13 protein-coding genes and 2 pseudogenes are annotated in these 17,008 nt (G+C 61.7%); all 15 read right to left on the bottom strand.

Going from position 1 to position 17,008, the window contains the following annotated elements:
- Nucleotides 1-10: 10 nt before the first annotated feature.
- A pseudogene (locus tag A2G06_04010) lies at nt 11-726 on the bottom strand (bidirectional hydrogenase complex protein HoxU).
- Nucleotides 726-2,438, bottom strand: a complete 1,713-nt coding sequence (locus A2G06_04005) for an NADH dehydrogenase (GenBank protein ANA39668.1) — start codon at nt 2,436-2,438, stop codon at nt 726-728. Before A2G06_04005 ends, A2G06_04010 begins: the two are co-directional and overlap by 1 nt.
- Nucleotides 2,435-3,010 carry a hydrogenase HoxE gene (locus A2G06_04000; GenBank protein ID ANA39667.1) on the bottom strand — a complete coding sequence of 192 codons (576 nt, stop codon included), beginning with the start codon at nt 3,008-3,010 and terminating at the stop codon, nt 2,435-2,437. Before A2G06_04000 ends, A2G06_04005 begins: the two co-directional genes overlap by 4 nt.
- A 171-nt stretch (nt 3,011-3,181) precedes the next feature.
- On the bottom strand, nt 3,182-4,303 hold the full coding sequence (locus A2G06_03995; protein ID ANA39666.1) for a hypothetical protein: 1,122 nt from the start codon (nt 4,301-4,303) through the stop codon (nt 3,182-3,184).
- 213 nt (nt 4,304-4,516) lie between these two features.
- Nucleotides 4,517-4,978, bottom strand: coding sequence for a hypothetical protein (locus A2G06_03990; GenBank protein ID ANA39665.1), 462 nt, complete (start codon nt 4,976-4,978; stop codon nt 4,517-4,519).
- A 207-nt stretch (nt 4,979-5,185) separates the two neighbouring features.
- Nucleotides 5,186-7,429, bottom strand: coding sequence for a C-type polyheme cytochrome OmcB (locus A2G06_03985; protein ID ANA39664.1), 2,244 nt, complete (start codon nt 7,427-7,429; stop codon nt 5,186-5,188).
- A 34-nt stretch (nt 7,430-7,463) separates the two neighbouring features.
- Entirely contained in the window at nt 7,464-8,159 is a 696-nt protein-coding gene (locus tag A2G06_03980; GenBank protein ID ANA39663.1) for a cytochrome C, read from the bottom strand.
- Nucleotides 8,160-8,174: 15 nt separating this feature from the next.
- Nucleotides 8,175-9,386, bottom strand: a complete 1,212-nt coding sequence (locus A2G06_03975) for a hypothetical protein (GenBank protein ANA39662.1) — start codon at nt 9,384-9,386, stop codon at nt 8,175-8,177.
- Nucleotides 9,387-9,530: 144 nt separating this feature from the next.
- Nucleotides 9,531-10,184, bottom strand: coding sequence for a TetR family transcriptional regulator (locus A2G06_03970; protein ANA39661.1), 654 nt, complete (start codon nt 10,182-10,184; stop codon nt 9,531-9,533).
- Nucleotides 10,185-10,644: 460 nt separating this feature from the next.
- A complete protein-coding gene (locus A2G06_03965) occupies nt 10,645-12,918 on the bottom strand; it encodes a C-type polyheme cytochrome OmcB (protein ANA39660.1) in 2,274 nt (757 codons plus the stop codon).
- Nucleotides 12,919-12,952: 34 nt separating this feature from the next.
- Nucleotides 12,953-13,648 (bottom strand): cytochrome C, encoded by a 696-nt coding sequence (locus A2G06_03960; GenBank protein ANA39659.1) that lies wholly within the window; start codon nt 13,646-13,648, stop codon nt 12,953-12,955.
- 15 nt (nt 13,649-13,663) lie between these two features.
- On the bottom strand, nt 13,664-14,875 hold the full coding sequence (locus A2G06_03955) for a hypothetical protein (GenBank protein ID ANA39658.1): 1,212 nt from the start codon (nt 14,873-14,875) through the stop codon (nt 13,664-13,666).
- A gap of 144 nt (nt 14,876-15,019) precedes the next feature.
- Nucleotides 15,020-15,667, bottom strand: coding sequence for a TetR family transcriptional regulator (locus A2G06_03950; protein ID ANA39657.1), 648 nt, complete (start codon nt 15,665-15,667; stop codon nt 15,020-15,022).
- 439 nt (nt 15,668-16,106) lie between these two features.
- On the bottom strand, nt 16,107-16,535 hold the full coding sequence (locus tag A2G06_03945; protein ANA39656.1) for a hypothetical protein: 429 nt from the start codon (nt 16,533-16,535) through the stop codon (nt 16,107-16,109).
- A gap of 27 nt (nt 16,536-16,562) precedes the next feature.
- A pseudogene (locus A2G06_03940) lies at nt 16,563-16,897 on the bottom strand (cytochrome C).
- Between the last annotated feature and the right edge of the window lie 111 nt (nt 16,898-17,008).

The following is a 17,008-nucleotide window of genomic DNA, read 5'->3' as shown; positions in this document are numbered from 1 at the left end:
GCCGACGGCGTCATCCTTCCCACTCCTTTTTCTCCCGCCCTTCCAGCACCCGGGCGAGCATGGTCGGGTCCTTGACCATCTCGCCAACCACCGCCCCCTTGAGGAACAGGCGCCGGTGGGACAGACCTGGACGCACTTGCCGCAACTGGTGCAGGTGCCACTGTCACGCCAGGGGCGGTTCAGATCGGCAATGATGCGGCTTTTCACTCCACGCCCGGAGATGTCCCAGGTGTGCACCCCTTCGATCTCGTCACAGACCCGGACACATCTGGTGCAGAGGATGCAGCGACTGTGGTCCAGGCCGAAGCGCTCGTGGGAGAGATCCATGGTCAGCTTGGGCGAAAGGTATTCGTAGCGGACATGGTCGACCCCCAGCTCGGCGGCCACCCGCTGCAGTTCGCAGTGGCCGATGGAGACACAGACGGCGCAGTAGTGGTTGCGCTCGGCGAGCATGAGCTCCACGAGCATCCGCCGGTAGTTCTCCAGCCGCTCGCTCCGGGTCCGCACCACCATCCCCTCGCGCGCCGGCGTGGTGCAGGCGGGGAGGGGTCGGGAGCTGCCCTCCACCTCCACGATGCAGAGCCGGCAGCCGCCTCGCTCGGAGAGCCCTTCCATGTGGCAGAGGGTGGGGAGCGATATGCCGTGTTCCTTGATCACCGTAAGCAGGGTTTCCCCCTCGCGTCCGCTGATCAGTTCGTTGTCAATGGTCAGGGTGATGACCGGCATCAGCGGACCTCCCCCGGGGCGCCGAGGGCGTGCATGAGGGCCTCGCCGTCGGGTCCGGGCTCCTGTTCGACGGCCATGGTGCAGCGGTCCGCCGGACAGCGGCGTTCACGGATGTGGGCCTCGTATTCGTGCCGGAAGTAGCGCAGGGTGCTCACCACCGGATTGGGCGCGGTCTGGCCGAGGCCGCAGAGGCTCGTGGTGCCCACCAGATCGCAGAGTTCCTCCAGTCGGCGCAGATCGTCGGGCAGGGCGGTGCCGGAGGTTATGCGCTGCAGCAGACGGTGCATCTCCATGCTCCCCACGCGGCACGGAATGCACTTGCCGCAGCTCTCGTCCCGGCAGAAGTCGAGGAAAAAGGAAGCCACATCGGGCATGCAACTCGTCTCGTCCATGATGATGAGCCCGCCGGAACCCATGATGGTGCCGATCCGCTCCATGCTTTCGTAATCGAGGGGAGTGTCCAGATGCTCGGCAGGGATGCAGCCGCCCGAGGGGCCGCCCGACTGGGCAGCCTTGAAGCGCTTGCCGCCGGGGATGCCGCCGCCGATGTCGAACACCACCTCCCGCAACGTAGTGCCCATGGGGACTTCGATCAGGCCGGCGGTCTCCACCTGGCCGGCCAGGGCATAGACCTTGGTCCCCGGGCTCCGGGCCGCGCCGATGCCGGCATACCAGGCGGCCCCGCGCCCGATTATGGCCGGAACGGTGGCAAGAGTCTCAACGTTGTTGATGAGGGTCGGACACCCCCAGAGCCCTCGCTGGGCCGGATAGGGGGGCCGGTGCCAGGGTTGTCCGCGCCGCCCCATGATGGAGGCCATGAGCGACGTTTCCTCGCCGCAGACAAAGGCGCCGGCCCCGGTCCGGATGTCGATGCGGAAGCTGAAGTTGCTGCCGAGCACCCGGCTTCCCAGGAGTCCCTTGCGCTCGGCGTCGCGGATGGCGGCCTCGAGCCGCCTTCCGGCCAGGTAGTACTCGCCCCGGACGTAAATGTAGCCCTGATCTGCGCCGACGGCATAGCCGGCAATGGCCATCCCTTCCAGGATGCGGTGGGGGTCCGACTCCATGACGGAGCGGTCCATGTAGGCACCCGGATCCCCCTCGTCGCCGTTGGCCACCACGTATTTCCGCTCGCCCGGCGCCTTGCGGGCCAGGTTCCACTTGACGCCGGCCGGATAGCCGGCGCCGCCCCGCCCCCGCAGTCCCGACGTGGATATCTCGCGGCAGACATCCTCGGGGGTCATCTCGTGCAGGGCATGGGCCAGGGCATCGTAGCCCCCCGCTGCCACATACCCTTCGATCCGCTCGGGATCGATGGAGCCGCAGTTGGCCAGGACGATCTTCATCTGGCGGGTAAAGTAGGGATGATCCGGCGGCAGCGGCGAGGCCGTGGGCGGCCGGCGCCCCTTCACCACCGAGTAGAGGATCTGGCGGCCCAGTTCAGGTGTAACGCGCTCGTAGACGGTCTCGGGTTTACCCTGGACAGCCACTTTGACGAGGGGGCCGCGGCTGCACGGCCCCATGCAGCCGGTGCCGGTGGCCTCGATCTCCGCGTCGAGCCGGCTTTCCGCCACTGCCTGGCGCAGTGCGTCCAGCACCGCCAGCGCGCCTGCGGACAGGCATGGGGTGCCGGCACAGACCATGATGCGGCACCGCAGCGCCTCCTGGCGGGCACGCTCTTCCCGGGCCATTGCATGGAGATCGGCGGGATTCATGGCTCTTCCCCCTTGCGGCGGTGGCCCGTCCGGGCCGCTTCCTCACGCGCCGGCCCCTTTTCCGTCAGCATGACCCGGACGGCGGTGGCGGCCGAATCAGGGGTACAGCGTCCCATGGTTTCCCCGTCGAGCACCACGATGGGGGCCAGCCCGCAACTGCCGAGGCAGCGGACCGTCGACAGGGTGAGCTTGCCGTCGGCCGTGGTTTTGCCGGCCTTCACGCCGAACTCGTTTTCGAGGCGCGCCACGATCTCGGCCGAGCGTTTCACGTAACAGGCAGTGCCGGTGCAGACCACGCAGGAGTGCTCGCCCCGGGCCTCAAGGGTAAAGAAGTGATAAAAAGTGGCGACGCCGTAGACGCGGCTTGGTGGGACACGGAGTTGCCGGGCCACGTGGTTCATCAGCTCGTCGCTGAGACAGCCGAAGGTCTCCTGGGCCACGTGAAGAACCTCCAGGAGAGCATCGGCCCGGTACTGATACTGTTTAAGGGTCCGCTCGACCACCTTGAAGCGCGGATCGGCGGCAAGCCCGTCGGGCGTGCCCTTCCCTGGCGAGTTATCCGTGGGGTTCACGCTGTTCTCCTCTGCCGCAACGGGGCAATGGGCGATGATGATCGTGCATTTTAGCAGACCGTGGAATATGTGTGAAGCCTTATGAGTTCAAAGCTGCGCGCGTGCTCAATCTCTTCGCTCCGGACGAGCAGCCTTTAACCATGGGGACTCATCATGAGAAGACGGCCCCTTTCACTGTTCCGACTCCGCAGCAACCAGTTCCGCCCGCACCCGACCGAGGGAAATGGCCGTTTCCATCCTCACGGGAACCTTGTATGCGTCGTCGGTGACCCAGATCATCATGTCGCCGGTCCTCCTGAAGATACCGGCGGTCTTCAGAAGCGGATGGACAACCAGCGTATCAACGGTCCGTCCCCCCGGCAGCGTTACCCCCTCCCGCCGCAGCACCTCGACGGTGGTGGGAGCGTACTCGTTGCTGTCGAACAGGTGGAGCACCACCGGCTGCCCCACCTCAAGCCGCTTGTTTCTGAGAAAATAGAACCCCGAGACGATATCGGTCACATCCTCCCGCGGCAGGGAATGGGTAGCGTACCGGTTCCGCAGGCGGTCGGCCCAGAAGGCCTTTTTCTCGCGCATCATCAGGGTAAAACCGCTGTCCCCCGTAAAGGTTCCTTCCCGCTGCCTGATCCTGGTGATCAGGTAGTTGCCGGCAACGAGCCGGGTTTCTATCACATCGTCCACCGGGTATACCGCCGAGATGACCGGATACGACCTGACGCGCGTGGTGATGGTTACTTCCTCGCGCTCCCGTTCCCGAACCGCCTCGATCATTGCCTCGCCCACGGGGATACCGAACATGCTGATCCGGTAGGAGAGTTTCTCCCGGCCCGCCGCGAGAAACTCATCCGCCTTGCGTAACGGCGGCATGACCTCCGGGTGCGGCGACCGGGCGGCAGGGTCTGCCTCAGCCACGACCTCCGTAGATGCGGCGGGCACGGGGGCAGCTACCGCCACTGCCTCCGGCGGCAGCGGCTCAGTGGCCGGCGTGGCTTCGCGGACGACTGGTAGGGCGGTCGGCTGGTCCGCGCGCTCCGGAGCAGCAACGACGCTCCGCTCGCCAGGCCGTTCCTGTTCCCCTGCGCCGACACTCTCACGCGACGACTGCCCTTCAGGGAGGGACGGAACAGACGTCTCCGGATCCCGGAGCGAAATGCTGACGGCTGCCATGGGCAGAACCGGTGCACCCAGGTCGAGAATGCCGCCGCTCGTGAGAACGCACAGCCCCGCCACGTGCACCAGTCCGGAGAGCACGACAAACACAGCGAATCGATATGATGTAACCGGCAAATCCATGTATGGTCCGAAGCGCAGAGGGGGGGCACCGAAGCGCCCCCTCTGCGCCGCATCTATAAATCCTGTCGGCAACCGGGCATCCCTGCCCCGCATGCCGACGTCACGCCTCGCTGACCGGCCGTCAATCGCACGTCATCCTCGACGCAGTCCTGCCCTGCCCGATGCCATGAAGCCCGGCGCGATCCGGCGCAACTCCGCTGACTCGACCGTTACTTAGTATCCCTTCCCCTTGCCTTTTCCTTTGGCTTTTTCCCTGCCGTGATGATGATCATCATGCGACGCGTGGGACGGCTTTCCGGTAAGGGCAAAGTCACCCCGCTTGAGGGCATGGAACTCGGTGGAGCCGGGCTTGATGCCGAGACGCTTGGCAATCACCCCCCATCCCTTGCCCTGATTGGCCTGATAGCTCTGGAGCACCGTTTCGTACGGCTTGTGGGTCATCTGCCCCAATTGGTAGACCATAAAGGCGTCCGCAGGCTCCCGGACAGACCCCAGCACGACGCTTACCTGTGCGCCGGGCACGCCGAACTGGGTGCTCAGTCTGCCGGCAAAGCCGGTCGGATCGGCCCTCGCCTCAACATTGAGGTTGCCCAGGAAACCGTCGAGACCGCCGGCGGCCACTGCCGCCGAACAGATGAAGATCATCGCAAATAGTACTGCAAGGAATCGTTGCATGGCGTATTTTCTCCTTTTCAGGTCGCTCCGGCAAGATACTTTTTCCGGATCGCGACGGGATTGCAGGCGCCACCGCCATCCACCGGCACGTGTGCTCGCGTATCATCGGAAGTGCACATAGCCAGGTAAAAGGCAAGGCCGGCCCCAAGAGAGAGACCGGCCTTGCGATTGTGCATCGGATGACGCGCCGGAACGCCGCGTCCGCGATTACGGACGGGTCGTACCGAGGTAGGCCTTGGCGGCCGTTGCCGTGGCGCTGTCCAGTCGAGTCGCCGTTACCTGGGCATCGATCGCGGCAGCGACGTCGTTGTTCAGCACGCCGTCATAGATGAAGTCGATGGAATCCCAGATCAGCCGCTTGCTGTAGAACCGGTTGTGGGCATACCCGCCCGGATCGTGGATCAGCAGGTTGGCGTTGAATGCCGCGCCCATGACATCTTTCCAGAGGGCAAGCCCGTACACGCCGGCCCAGTTGGTGAAGGCGTTAGAGGAAACAATCTCCCCAGGATCGGCAATGCCGTTGGAATTCGTATCTATGTAGAAATACGGATGGGCGTTGAAGAAGAGGATACCCTTGCCGGCCAGGGCCGCTTTGAGGGCTTCAAGGGATGCCACGTACTCTTCTTCCTCGGCGGTCAGGCCTTCGGGGGTGAGCGCAAAGGTGCCGGAATGGCAGGTGGCGCAGGCGGTGCTGGTGATGGCGGTGACGGCGCCCGCGCTGTCCTTGGTTACCGGCAGGAAGGAGTGCGAATTCGGGGTGCTCATGTGGCAGCCGGCGCAGGGGCCGTTGGAGCCGGTGCCGGGGGCAGCGGCTGTGCCGATCTTGTCATGGGCGAAGAAGGCCGGATTGGCGTAGCTGCGGGTTGCGTACTCGTAGCCGGTTTTGCCGAAAAGCTGGCCGCCGGCTGCTAGGTAATGGGAGTTCACGAAGCCAAGAACACCGTCAGCATCAGTAATGGTCTTGATGTTTTCACCGATTTGGCGGCCGAGGTGGCAGGTCATGCAGACGTTGGAACCGGCTATATCCGGATAAGACACGGTCACAGATGTACCTGTAGTTCCAGTGCCAGCATTGTTAACACCTGCGTAGTTTTCTGTGATGGCACCCGGGTTACGCAGTTCGCCGGTGCCGGCGTTGGTGTGGCAGCCCCAGCAGTAGAGCAGTTCGTTCTGCTTGGAGCCGTTGGTGGCGTTCCAGCCCTGCAGGTGCGAGAAGTTGTTGCCGGAGCCGTCCGCTTTGTAGGTGGCCGGATTGCTCATGAAGTTGGCTGCGCCGGTGGCGGTGTGGCAGCGCTGGCAGGAACCGCGGCTGCTCGCATCCCAGTTGTAGTGGGTCCAGGCGACGGCGGTGGCGTCGTCCACATAGGCGTTCAAGGCGGCGGTGACGGCTGCGGTGCCGCTCTTGCCGGCGACTGCGGCGTACTTGGCGGTCAGCAGGCCGCCGCCGTGGCCAGACTGGGCCCAGTCGGTATGGATCGTCGGACCGCGGGACGCTTCGTTTCTGGTGTTGGTCTTCGATTCGTGACCGTGGCAGTCGAAGCAGGGGTTGGCGCCGGTGCGACGGAGGACGTAACCTTCAACCTTGGTGTTGGTGCCACTGGCGCCGGCACCGGCCTGGGGACCGGTCGAATAGTTGTCGAAGTGGGTCGTGGCAAGAACTCCGTACCACCTGGCGCTGGTGGCGGCATGCAGGCTGACTCCCGTTGCAACGCCGTTGAGGGGATTACCGCCGGCCAGGAGTTGCGTGCCGTTGTAGTTGTACAGGGTGTGGCAACTGGTGCACAGGTCGAACTGGTCAATCCGGCGGTTGTTGTTGGGGTCCCAGTTCACAAGGTTGCCTGACCCGTCGATTGCCTTGATGGTGCGCAGGCCGCCGCCGTGCTCGTGGCAGGTGGCGCAGGAAATCTGGGTGTAGTTGGACGCCAGGGGCACCCTGTTTATGTAGTCCACATTCGTAATGGTGGCGTTGTCGCCGGTCAGGCCATAGATGTTGGACAGGATCGCACCTTCGTGGGAGTGGCAGCGCTTGCAGTTCGCACTGTCCCGGACAGACTGGGTGTTGTGCCGCGACCCGGCGAATGCGGTGTTCGAGTTGGTGGCCACGGCAGTGGTGCCGTCGTGGCAGTCGGCGCAACGGTTGGCGTCGGGATGGGCGAACGGAATCGGACCTACGCCGTTATGCTGGGCACCGCCGCCGTGACAGCTTTCGCAGCCCAGGTCTGCCCTGTTGTGGGGGGAGCTCTTCTGATATTGCGTAATGATGCTCTCGCCGGTCAGTGCTTCGGTTACGGCGCTGTGACACTGGACGCAGGCGGTGTCGCCCACGGTTGCCACGCCGCCGGGGCCGGTTCCGATCGAACCCTCCTTGTTTTCGGAGCCGCAGCCGGCAAGCGCCGCTGCGAACAACGAAGCCGCAAGCACAGCAGAATACCTTGTTGCTTTTCTACTCATGCCATTTCCTCCTTGTGGTGTGTGGTGCTCTCAATTAGTACGTGCCCGGCAGGTGGCACTTGGTGCACGTTCTGCTGCCGGCCCGGTCTTTGTAGTTGTTCTTGATGCTGTTCCAACCCCTGGGGTGCGGGTTCGTCTTCCCGCTGGAGTGGCACTGGATGCACACATCCCCTTCAGGGTGACAGGTCTGGCACGACTGCAGGTTGCGGCGTGCTTCGATGGCGTGCTCGCCCAGCCCGGGGCTGTACTTCTGACCGTTCGGTCCCAGCATCAGGTGTGACTTGATCCGCAGGGACCCCTTCGGGTACCGGGCGTGGCACTCGTTGCAGTAAGACTGGTCGTGGCAACGCGTGCAGCTCTGAGGGTTGTCCAGGGCCTTGGTCGGGTGAATGCTCAGGAAGTTGCTCCGGTGGCTCTTCGGTACGTAGTCCCTCATGAAGGTCCGCGTCGACAGGTCGGCTTCGATCCCGCCCCCCTGGTGACAGTCGAGGCAGAATTGCTGGACGTGGCAGTCGGCGCAGTTCTTTCCCGCACGGCTGGCAACTACCCGGTGACCACGAACCCAGTCGGCGTCATGGTTGGGGGCGATGCCTTCACCCTTGTGGCATGCGTTGCATTCGCCGATGGGGGTGGTGGCGTACTCCTTGTGCGACATCTTGTCGGCCAGTGCCATCTGGACCGTAAAGGCCGACACCGTCAGGAGCAAGAGTGCGATAAACCATTTCTTCACGGATTCCCCCCCTTTCTAGAAGTCGTAGTCAAAGACGAAACGACCTTGTACGTCGTTGTCATAGGCGGCGTTGACGTTGTTTTCGACGCGCAGGGACGCCGACATGTTCTTTGCCAGCCGGTATTTGCAGCCGCCCCAGTACAGGCGCGCTATTTCGTCGTCGGACATCACGTCGCGCTGGTAGGTGTCGTAGGCGATGCCGCCGGACAGTTGCAGGTTCTTGGTCACGTCATAGTACGCATCGGCAATGAAGCCGTGGGTCTTGCCGTTGTAGCCCTGGTTGTTGTCGTACTCGAAGTTGAGCTGCAGGGGCTCTACCGGACGCACGCTCAGCCCTGCCTGGTAGATGTTGCCGTTGGCGCCCCCTTCGAACCACTGGCGGGTGTAGCCGCCGTGCACCGCGATCTGGTCGGTGATGGTGTAGTCGGCCCGGAATACGGCTTCCTGGTACCGGTCTACCGCGAACACGGAGTAGATCGAGGTGGCGTCGAATACCGGGTAGCTCTGGTACCATTCTCCCGTCAGAATCAGGTTCGAGGTGGGGTAGTACTTGGCTCCGGCCAACACTTCGCTGAAGGTCTCGGATATCACGTCGTAACGCGTGTTGCCGTAAACCCGCAGGTTGTTGAACAGGTACTGCTTGAAGCTGGCACCCAAGGTGTCACGGGCGATGTTCCAGTCGTCCCATTTGCGGAACCAGCTTACTTCCAGGTCCGTTGACTTGAACCCGTTCAGGTAGGCCGATACCCCCAGGGCAAGGTCGCCGCCATGGCCGTTTTCCTCATCCAGGGAGAAAATAACGTTCCGGCCCCCGAAGACCGTCAGCCCGACAGGGCCGGCGTTGTTCAGGTCAACCTGGCCGCCGTCGATGATGGCCGTGCCTGCAGAAAGGTTGACGAACTGACGGCCCAGGCGGATGTCCAGTTTGTCGAACAGTCCCCGGTACTCGCCGTACAGGTAGTAGAGCCTGCTGTTGAACCCTTCTCCGTTGTTCAGGTCCTGCGTCATCCGACCGTAGCCGAACAAAGAGGCCTTGCCCGCCTTGTCCAGGTTCGTGACCGACAGCCGCAGGTACTCACCCAGTTCTACCTGTCTCTGGTCGGTGAAGTAGTTGTTGAACCAGAGCAACTGGGTCGAGCTCCTGCCGTGGATCTCTGCGGACCAGGCCGTGGACGCGGTCAGCACGGAACCGAGCAGGAGCAGTCGAGTGAACCCTTTGATTCCCATTAAGTGGACCTCCTTTCTCCATTCTATCTGCAACTCGAAGCTTTGTTCCGGCAGGATCACGGCGGCTGCTGGCGTCACCTCCTTCGGCCGTCTCCTGTCCCTATCACAACCGTTGATCACTTTTGGCGCGTCTGATCAGCGCGGTTACGATGCCCTGGCATAGTCCGTACGGCCGATACCGCCCGTGCCGTGGACGAACATCCGTACGAATTCCCGCACGGCCTTCTCTCGGTCCGTGGGCCGGTACTGCTTGCGCAGCAGTACCTCTTCGATATTGAAAAAACAGTAGAACATGGCGTGAAAAACCCGCGCACCAAGCTCCGGGTCGAAGCTGCCGATGGAGCCCGTCTTCTGCAGCTCACGGAAGTAGGACGCGATCACTTCGAACAGCTCGTCCAAAAACGTGTGGTAGATGCCCAGCAGTTTCTCCGGCGAACGCTGCACCTCGGCGTGCATGATCCGCAGCCAGTCCTTCAACTGAACCAGAGTGTCCAGAAGGATCTCTGCCATGGCGGTCAGCGCCTCTTCGTAGGGCATGGCGAGCGCTTTGGGTACGAATGCGCGCAGCGACGGCAACATGGAGTAACGGGTGATCGCTTCTTCGAGAAGCTTTACTTTGGAGGGAAAATGGCGGAACAGCGTCACCTCCGCGATGCCCGCCTGACGGGCGATCTCGCGGGTCGTGGCGCCCAGGTACCCCCTGGTCGAAAACAGACCAAGGGCCGTTTCGAGGATCCGCTCATGGGTCGCGGTAAACGGATCGAATGGACCTTCACCTTTGGCAACCGAGCACGGCAAGGCAACCTCCTTGTCCGTCGTCCCATCTGTGGGACCTGCGCACAACCTTCACTCATGGAAGGCCGCGTCTCCATAATGCACTAAACACTCGGAAGAGGGGGAAGCTAGCAAGGCTCCTGCGGCTGGAAGCCGGAACAGGCGGTAAAGGCAGTCAGCCGGAGCAACTCATGAGCTAATGGGAATGAGTTTAAAGCGGGTTGCCATTTTGTCAAATTTTCACAGTAAATTAGTCTAAAAAAACTGCATGAGAATACGATAATGAGAAAAACGGCCGACAACTGTTCTCAGTCGGACAGTTTCTTATCCAATGTGCTCATCCTGATATATCGAGGGGAAAGTCGATGCAGCCCAGATCAGCCGTTTGCTGTAGGCGCGGTTGTGGCCACATAAGAAAAGGCCCCGGCAGTACGTCGCCGGGGCCTTCCTGTGCTACCGCTACAATGCTATCCCTGCCTTCCGATCAATAGCGCTCGGAGGCAGTGCCAGCAGTACCCGCGCTGTTAATGAGGAAAGCAATAGCGTCGTTTTTGTACGTTGCTACCGCTCCATCAAGAGCATTGAGTGTTGCCGAGACACTGTAGTTCAGAATGCCGTCGTCGAGCTTGTCGATCGAATCGTATACAAGCCGTCTTACATAGTAGCGGTTGTGGGCAACGGCGCCCGGATCGTGAGCCAGCAGGTTGTAGTTGAAGGCGGTGCCCATGGCATCTTTCCATTCGGCAAACCCGAACACGCCGGCCCAGTTGGTGAAGGCGCCGCCGGAACCGCCGGCTCCCTGATAGAAGTACGGATGGGCATTGAAGAAGTACATTCCCCGATTGTCCAACTGAGCTCTCAGGGCTTCGAGGGCTGCATCGGAGCGAGTCTTCCAGGTGGCCTCGAACCATGCGGACTTGGCATTGCTGCCGGCGCCGCGGCTGGTGTGGCAGGTTACGCAAAGCGGATTGAGCGCGACGTCGCCGGCCGCATACTCACTGAACGGGCTGTAGGTGTGAGAAGTCTTTGCGCCAAGCTTCTCACTGCCCAGGTGGCAGGCCGCACAAGGACCACTGGTGCTGAGTCCGTTCTGGGCGATATAGGCATCCGCGGCTGCGTTACCGGTTGCGGAAACGCCGAGCTTATCGTGCACAAAGCCTTTGGGGGTTGAATCATAATCCCTGTTCCCAAAGGTGTAGCCGGTTTTGCCGAACACTGTGCCGCCGGCTGCCAGGTAGTGGGAGTTGATGAAGCCGCGGACGCCGTCGGCATCCTGGTCGTTCTTGATGACGTCGCCGACTTCGCGGCCGAGGTGGCAGGTCATGCAGGTATTTGATTTGCCGATGTTCGGGTAGGCAACCACCGTTGCCGGGTCGCCAGGAGTACCCGGGGAATAGGTCTCGGTGATGGCACCCGGGTTACGCAGCTCGCCGGTGCCGGCGTTGGTGTGGCAGCCCCAGCAGTAGAGCAGCTCGTTCTGCTTGGAGCCGTTGGTGGCGTTCCAGCCCTGCAGGTGCGAGAAGTTGTTGCCGGAGCCGTCCGCTTTGTAGGTGGCCGGATTGCTCATGAAGTTGGCTGCGCCGGTGGCGGTGTGGCAGCGCTGGCAGGAACCGCGGCTGCTCGCATCCCAGTTGTAGTGGGTCCAGGCGACGGCGGTGGCGTCGTCCACATAGGCGTTCAAGGCGGCGGTGACGGCTGCGGTGCCGCTCTTGCCGGCGACTGCGGCGTACTTGGCGGTCAGCAGGCCGCCGCCGTGGCCAGACTGGGCCCAGTCGGTATGGATCGTCGGACCGCGGGACGCTTCGTTTCTGGTGTTGGTCTTCGATTCGTGACCGTGGCAGTCGAAGCAGGGGTTGGCGCCGGTGCGACGGAGGACGTAACCTTCAACCTTGGTGTTGGTGCCACTGGCGCCGGCACCGGCCTGGGGACCGGTCGAATAGTTGTCGAAGTGGGTCGTGGCAAGAACTCCGTACCACCTGGCGCTGGTGGCGGCATGCAGGCTGACTCCCGTTGCAACGCCGTTGAGGGGATTACCGCCGGCCAGGAGTTGCGTGCCGTTGTAGTTGTACAGGGTGTGGCAACTGGTGCACAGGTCGAACTGGTCAATCCGGCGGTTGTTGTTGGGGTCCCAGTTCACAAGGTTGCCTGACCCGTCGATTGCCTTGATGGTGCGCAGGCCGCCGCCGTGCTCGTGGCAGGTGGCGCAGGAAATCTGGGTGTAGTTGGACGCCAGGGGCACCCTGTTTATGTAGTCCACATTCGTAATGGTGGCGTTGTCGCCGGTCAGGCCATAGATGTTGGACAGGATCGCACCTTCGTGGGAGTGGCAGCGCTTGCAGTTCGCACTGTCCCGGACAGACTGGGTGTTGTGCCGCGACCCGGCGAATGCGGTGTTCGAGTTGGTGGCCACGGCAGTGGTGCCGTCGTGGCAGTCGGCGCAACGGTTGGCGTCGGGATGGGCGAACGGAATCGGACCTACGCCGTTATGCTGGGCACCGCCGCCGTGACAGCTTTCGCAGCCCAGGTCTGCCCTGTTGTGGGGGGAGCTCTTCTGATATTGCGTAATGATGCTCTCGCCGGTCAGTGCTTCGGTTACGGCGCTGTGACACTGGACGCAGGCGGTGTCGCCCACGGTTGCCACGCCGCCGGGGCCGGTTCCGATCGAACCCTCCTTGTTTTCGGAGCCGCAGCCGGCAAGCGCCGCTGCGAACAACGAAGCCGCAAGCACAGCAGAATACCTTGTTGCTTTTCTACTCATGCCATTTCCTCCTTGTGGTGTGTGGTGCTCTCAATTAGTACGTGCCCGGCAGGTGGCACTTGGTGCACGTTCTGCTGCCGGCCCGGTCTTTGTAGTTGTTCTTGATGCTGTTCCAACCCCTGGGGTGCGGGTTCGTCTTCCCGCTGGAGTGGCACTGGATGCACACATCCCCTTCAGGGTGACAGGTCTGGCACGACTGCAGGTTGCGGCGTGCTTCGATGGCGTGCTCGCCCAGCCCGGGGCTGTACTTCTGACCGTTCGGTCCCAGCATCAGGTGTGACTTGATCCGCAGGGACCCCTTCGGGTACCGGGCGTGGCACTCGTTGCAGTAAGACTGGTCGTGGCAACGCGTGCAGCTCTGAGGGTTGTCCAGGGCCTTGGTCGGGTGAATGCTCAGGAAGTTGCTCCGGTGGCTCTTCGGTACGTAGTCCCTCATGAAGGTCCGCGTCGACAGGTCGGCTTCGATCCCGCCCCCCTGGTGACAGTCGAGGCAGAATTGCTGGACGTGGCAGTCGGCGCAGTTCTTTCCCGCACGGCTGGCAACTACCCGGTGACCACGAACCCAGTCGGCGTCATGGTTGGGGGCGATGCCTTCACCCTTGTGGCATGCGTTGCATTCGCCGATGGGGGTGGTGGCGTACTCCTTGTGCGACATCTTGTCGGCCAGTGCCATCTGGACCGTAAAGGCCGACACCGTCAGGAGCAAGAGTGCGATAAACCATTTCTTCACGGATTCCCCCCCTTTCTAGAAGTCGTAGTCAAAGACGAAACGACCTTGTACGTCGTTGTCATAGGCGGCGTTGACGTTGTTTTCGACGCGCAGGGACGCCGACATGTTCTTTGCCAGCCGGTATTTGCAGCCGCCCCAGTACAGGCGCGCTATTTCGTCGTCGGACATCACGTCGCGCTGGTAGGTGTCGTAGGCGATGCCGCCGGACAGTTGCAGGTTCTTGGTCACGTCATAGTACGCATCGGCAATGAAGCCGTGGGTCTTGCCGTTGTAGCCCTGGTTGTTGTCGTACTCGAAGTTGAGCTGCAGGGGCTCTACCGGACGCACGCTCAGCCCTGCCTGGTAGATGTTGCCGTTGGCGCCCCCTTCGAACCACTGGCGGGTGTAGCCGCCGTGCACCGCGATCTGGTCGGTGATGGTGTAGTCGGCCCGGAATACGGCTTCCTGGTACCGGTCTACCGCGAACACGGAGTAGATCGAGGTGGCGTCGAATACCGGGTAGCTCTGGTACCATTCTCCCGTCAGAATCAGGTTCGAGGTGGGGTAGTACTTGGCTCCGGCCAACACTTCGCTGAAGGTCTCGGATATCACGTCGTAACGCGTGTTGCCGTAAACCCGCAGGTTGTTGAACAGGTACTGCTTGAAGCTGGCACCCAAGGTGTCACGGGCGATGTTCCAGTCGTCCCATTTGCGGAACCAGCTTACTTCCAGGTCCGTTGACTTGAACCCGTTCAGGTAGGCCGATACCCCCAGGGCAAGGTCGCCGCCATGGCCGTTTTCCTCATCCAGGGAGAAAATAACGTTCCGGCCCCCGAAGACCGTCAGCCCGACAGGGCCGGCGTTGTTCAGGTCAACCTGGCCGCCGTCGATGATGGCCGTGCCTGCAGAAAGGTTGACGAACTGACGGCCCAGGCGGATGTCCAGTTTGTCGAACAGTCCCCGGTACTCGCCGTACAGGTAGTAGAGCCTGCTGTTGAACCCTTCTCCGTTGTTCAGGTCCTGCGTCATCCGACCGTAGCCGAACAAAGAGGCCTTGCCCGCCTTGTCCAGGTTCGTGACCGACAGCCGCAGGTACTCACCCAGTTCTACCTGTCTCTGGTCGGTGAAGTAGTTGTTGAACCAGAGCAACTGGGTCGAGCTCCTGCCGTGGATCTCTGCGGACCAGGCCGTGGACGCGGTCAGCACGGAACCGAGCAGGAGCAGTCGAGTGAACCCTTTGATTCCCATTAAGTGGACCTCCTTTCTCCATTCTATCTGCAACTCGAAGCTTTGTTCCGGCAGGATCACGGCGGCTGCTGGCGTCACCTCCTTCGGCCGTCTCCTGTCCCTATCACAACCGTTGATCACTTTTGGCGCGTCTGATCAGCGCGGTTACGATGCCCTGGCATAGTCCGTACGGCCGATACCGCCCGTGCCGTGGACGAACATCCGTACGAATTCCCGCACGGCCTTCTCTCGGTCCGTGGGCCGGTACTGCTTGCGCAGCAGTACCTCTTCGATATTGAAAAAACAGTAGAACATGGCGTGAAAAACCCGCGCACCAAGCTCCGGGTCGAAGCTGCCGATGGAGCCCGTCTTCTGCAGCTCACGGAAGTAGGACGCGATCACTTCGAACAGCTCGTCCAAAAACGTGTGGTAGATGCCCAGCAGTTTCTCCGGCGAACGCTGCACCTCGGCGTGCATGATCCGCAGCCAGTCCTTCAACTGAACCAGAGTGTCCAGAAGGATCTCTGCCATGGCGGTCAGCGCCTCTTCGTAGGGCATGGCGAGCGCTTTGGGTACGAATGCGCGCAGCGACGGCAACATGGAGTAACGGGTGATCGCTTCTTCGAGAAGCTTTACTTTGGAGGGAAAATGGCGGAACAGCGTCACCTCCGCGATGCCCGCCTGACGGGCGATCTCGCGGGTCGTGGCGCCCAGGTACCCCCTGGTCGAAAACAGACCAAGGGCCGTTTCGAGAATCCGCTCATGGGTCGCATTGCACGAATCAAACGGCTTGCCGCCTTTGACAACTCCCATTGCCCCTCCCGGTGGGCTGATTATGTAAGCGCTTGCTTACATTTTCGGGTCAAAAAAAAACTTCATATACAAGGTTTCAGCCCTAAGGAGCAAAAGACGGGCCAATTCCATACCGGGACAATCAACTACTAGAAGTTGATATCGGCGGGCATGGTGACAACTTTAGATATTTTTACACCAGGGAAATAACGCGCTGAAACTGCGAAGAAACAAAGAATGGTCACAACCAGCGGCAAACCGTCACAGAACAACGTCACCCCGTACTGCCGAAAAACGACAAAGTCAAAATATTGGCCCAGGATATCGTCAAATGGCGAATTGGCGAGAGTGGTGCCAAAAACTGGCAACACGAAAGCGGACCACGAAGTGAGGGGGGAAGCTACGGAAGAGGCGCGAAGCGGAGCCGGCCCGGACAGGCCGGCTCCGCTTCCGTTGTCAGCTATCGGCAGACGGCTTCCTGTAGAAGCCCCAGGCGGGTGAATTCATCGATCGCCTCCCAGTCGGTCTTGCCCGAGAGGTTGTACTCTTTGATGGGTTCAGCCTTGTCGTCGAAGTGCATGACCTTTTCCAGGCGGGATTTCGCTGCCTGGCAGTCGATGGTGTAGAGGAAGTGGGTATGGCTCAGGTCCTTGAACGCCGGAGGATTGCCCATGGTGTCGAGGGCGTCGGCCTTGCCCTCCTCGGAATAGATGGCCCTGGTCCAGACGGACACCATCCCCTCCTTGTCCCGGCTCACAGAGGACGAGTCATAGTAGAAGGTGGAGAGCATGGGGTCTTCGTCGAGCACCACCCACTCGGCGGCCAGCACGCTTCCCGCCGTCAACGCAAGGGCAGCGACGGCTGACAGCAGACGTCCGGTGATCGTCATGTCAGTATCCTTTCCCTGGCTTCCCGGTTACTTGAAGGTCTTGAGGATATACTCGGCCACGAGCTTGGCATCCTTGTCAGGGATCGCCTTGGCATCGAAGGCGCTCATGCCCGGCCCCGGATTCCTCATGGTCTTGACGATATCCTTCCAGGACGTGATCTTGTTGGCCTTCAGGGCCTCTTTGCCAAGGGGCTTCTGGGGATTCACGATATTGCCCCCCTCGGATGGCACACGGCACAGTGCTGCTTGAACAGTTCTTCGCCGCGCTTCAGGTCCTTGTCGCCTTTACCCTTTGCGGACGCCACGCCGAACGACAGACCAACCGCCACCACGGCGGCGACTACTGCGATCGAATGTTTCATGTCGGGACCTCGTTTCCAGTTGAATTGTGCCTTCCGCGATGCCATGCGGGAAGTGCATCTGAATATTTGAACATGATAGATTGCCCGCGCCCGTTGTCAAGCGGGGTGCGC

The sequence above is a fragment of the Geobacter anodireducens genome (assembly GCA_001628815.1).
Lineage (GTDB): Bacteria > Desulfobacterota > Desulfuromonadia > Geobacterales > Geobacteraceae > Geobacter > Geobacter anodireducens.
This window is presented reverse-complemented; position numbering and strand designations above follow the sequence as displayed.

Bases quoted from the DNA above. Each gene is read 5' to 3' on its own strand.
- A2G06_04005 (ANA39668.1), bottom strand. From the start codon at position 2,438: ATGAATCCCGCCGATCTCCATGCAATGGCCCGGGAAGAGCGTGCCCGC.
- A2G06_03990 (ANA39665.1), bottom strand. From the start codon at position 4,978: ATGCAACGATTCCTTGCAGTACTATTTGCGATGATCTTCATCTGTTCG.
- A2G06_03995 (ANA39666.1), bottom strand. From the start codon at position 4,303: ATGGATTTGCCGGTTACATCATATCGATTCGCTGTGTTTGTCGTGCTC.
- A2G06_03955 (ANA39658.1), bottom strand. From the start codon at position 14,875: ATGGGAATCAAAGGGTTCACTCGACTGCTCCTGCTCGGTTCCGTGCTG.
- A2G06_03985 (ANA39664.1), bottom strand. From the start codon at position 7,429: ATGAGTAGAAAAGCAACAAGGTATTCTGCTGTGCTTGCGGCTTCGTTG.
- A2G06_03965 (ANA39660.1), bottom strand. From the start codon at position 12,918: ATGAGTAGAAAAGCAACAAGGTATTCTGCTGTGCTTGCGGCTTCGTTG.
- A2G06_03950 (ANA39657.1), bottom strand. From the start codon at position 15,667: ATGGGAGTTGTCAAAGGCGGCAAGCCGTTTGATTCGTGCAATGCGACC.
- A2G06_03975 (ANA39662.1), bottom strand. From the start codon at position 9,386: ATGGGAATCAAAGGGTTCACTCGACTGCTCCTGCTCGGTTCCGTGCTG.
- A2G06_03945 (ANA39656.1), bottom strand. From the start codon at position 16,535: ATGACGATCACCGGACGTCTGCTGTCAGCCGTCGCTGCCCTTGCGTTG.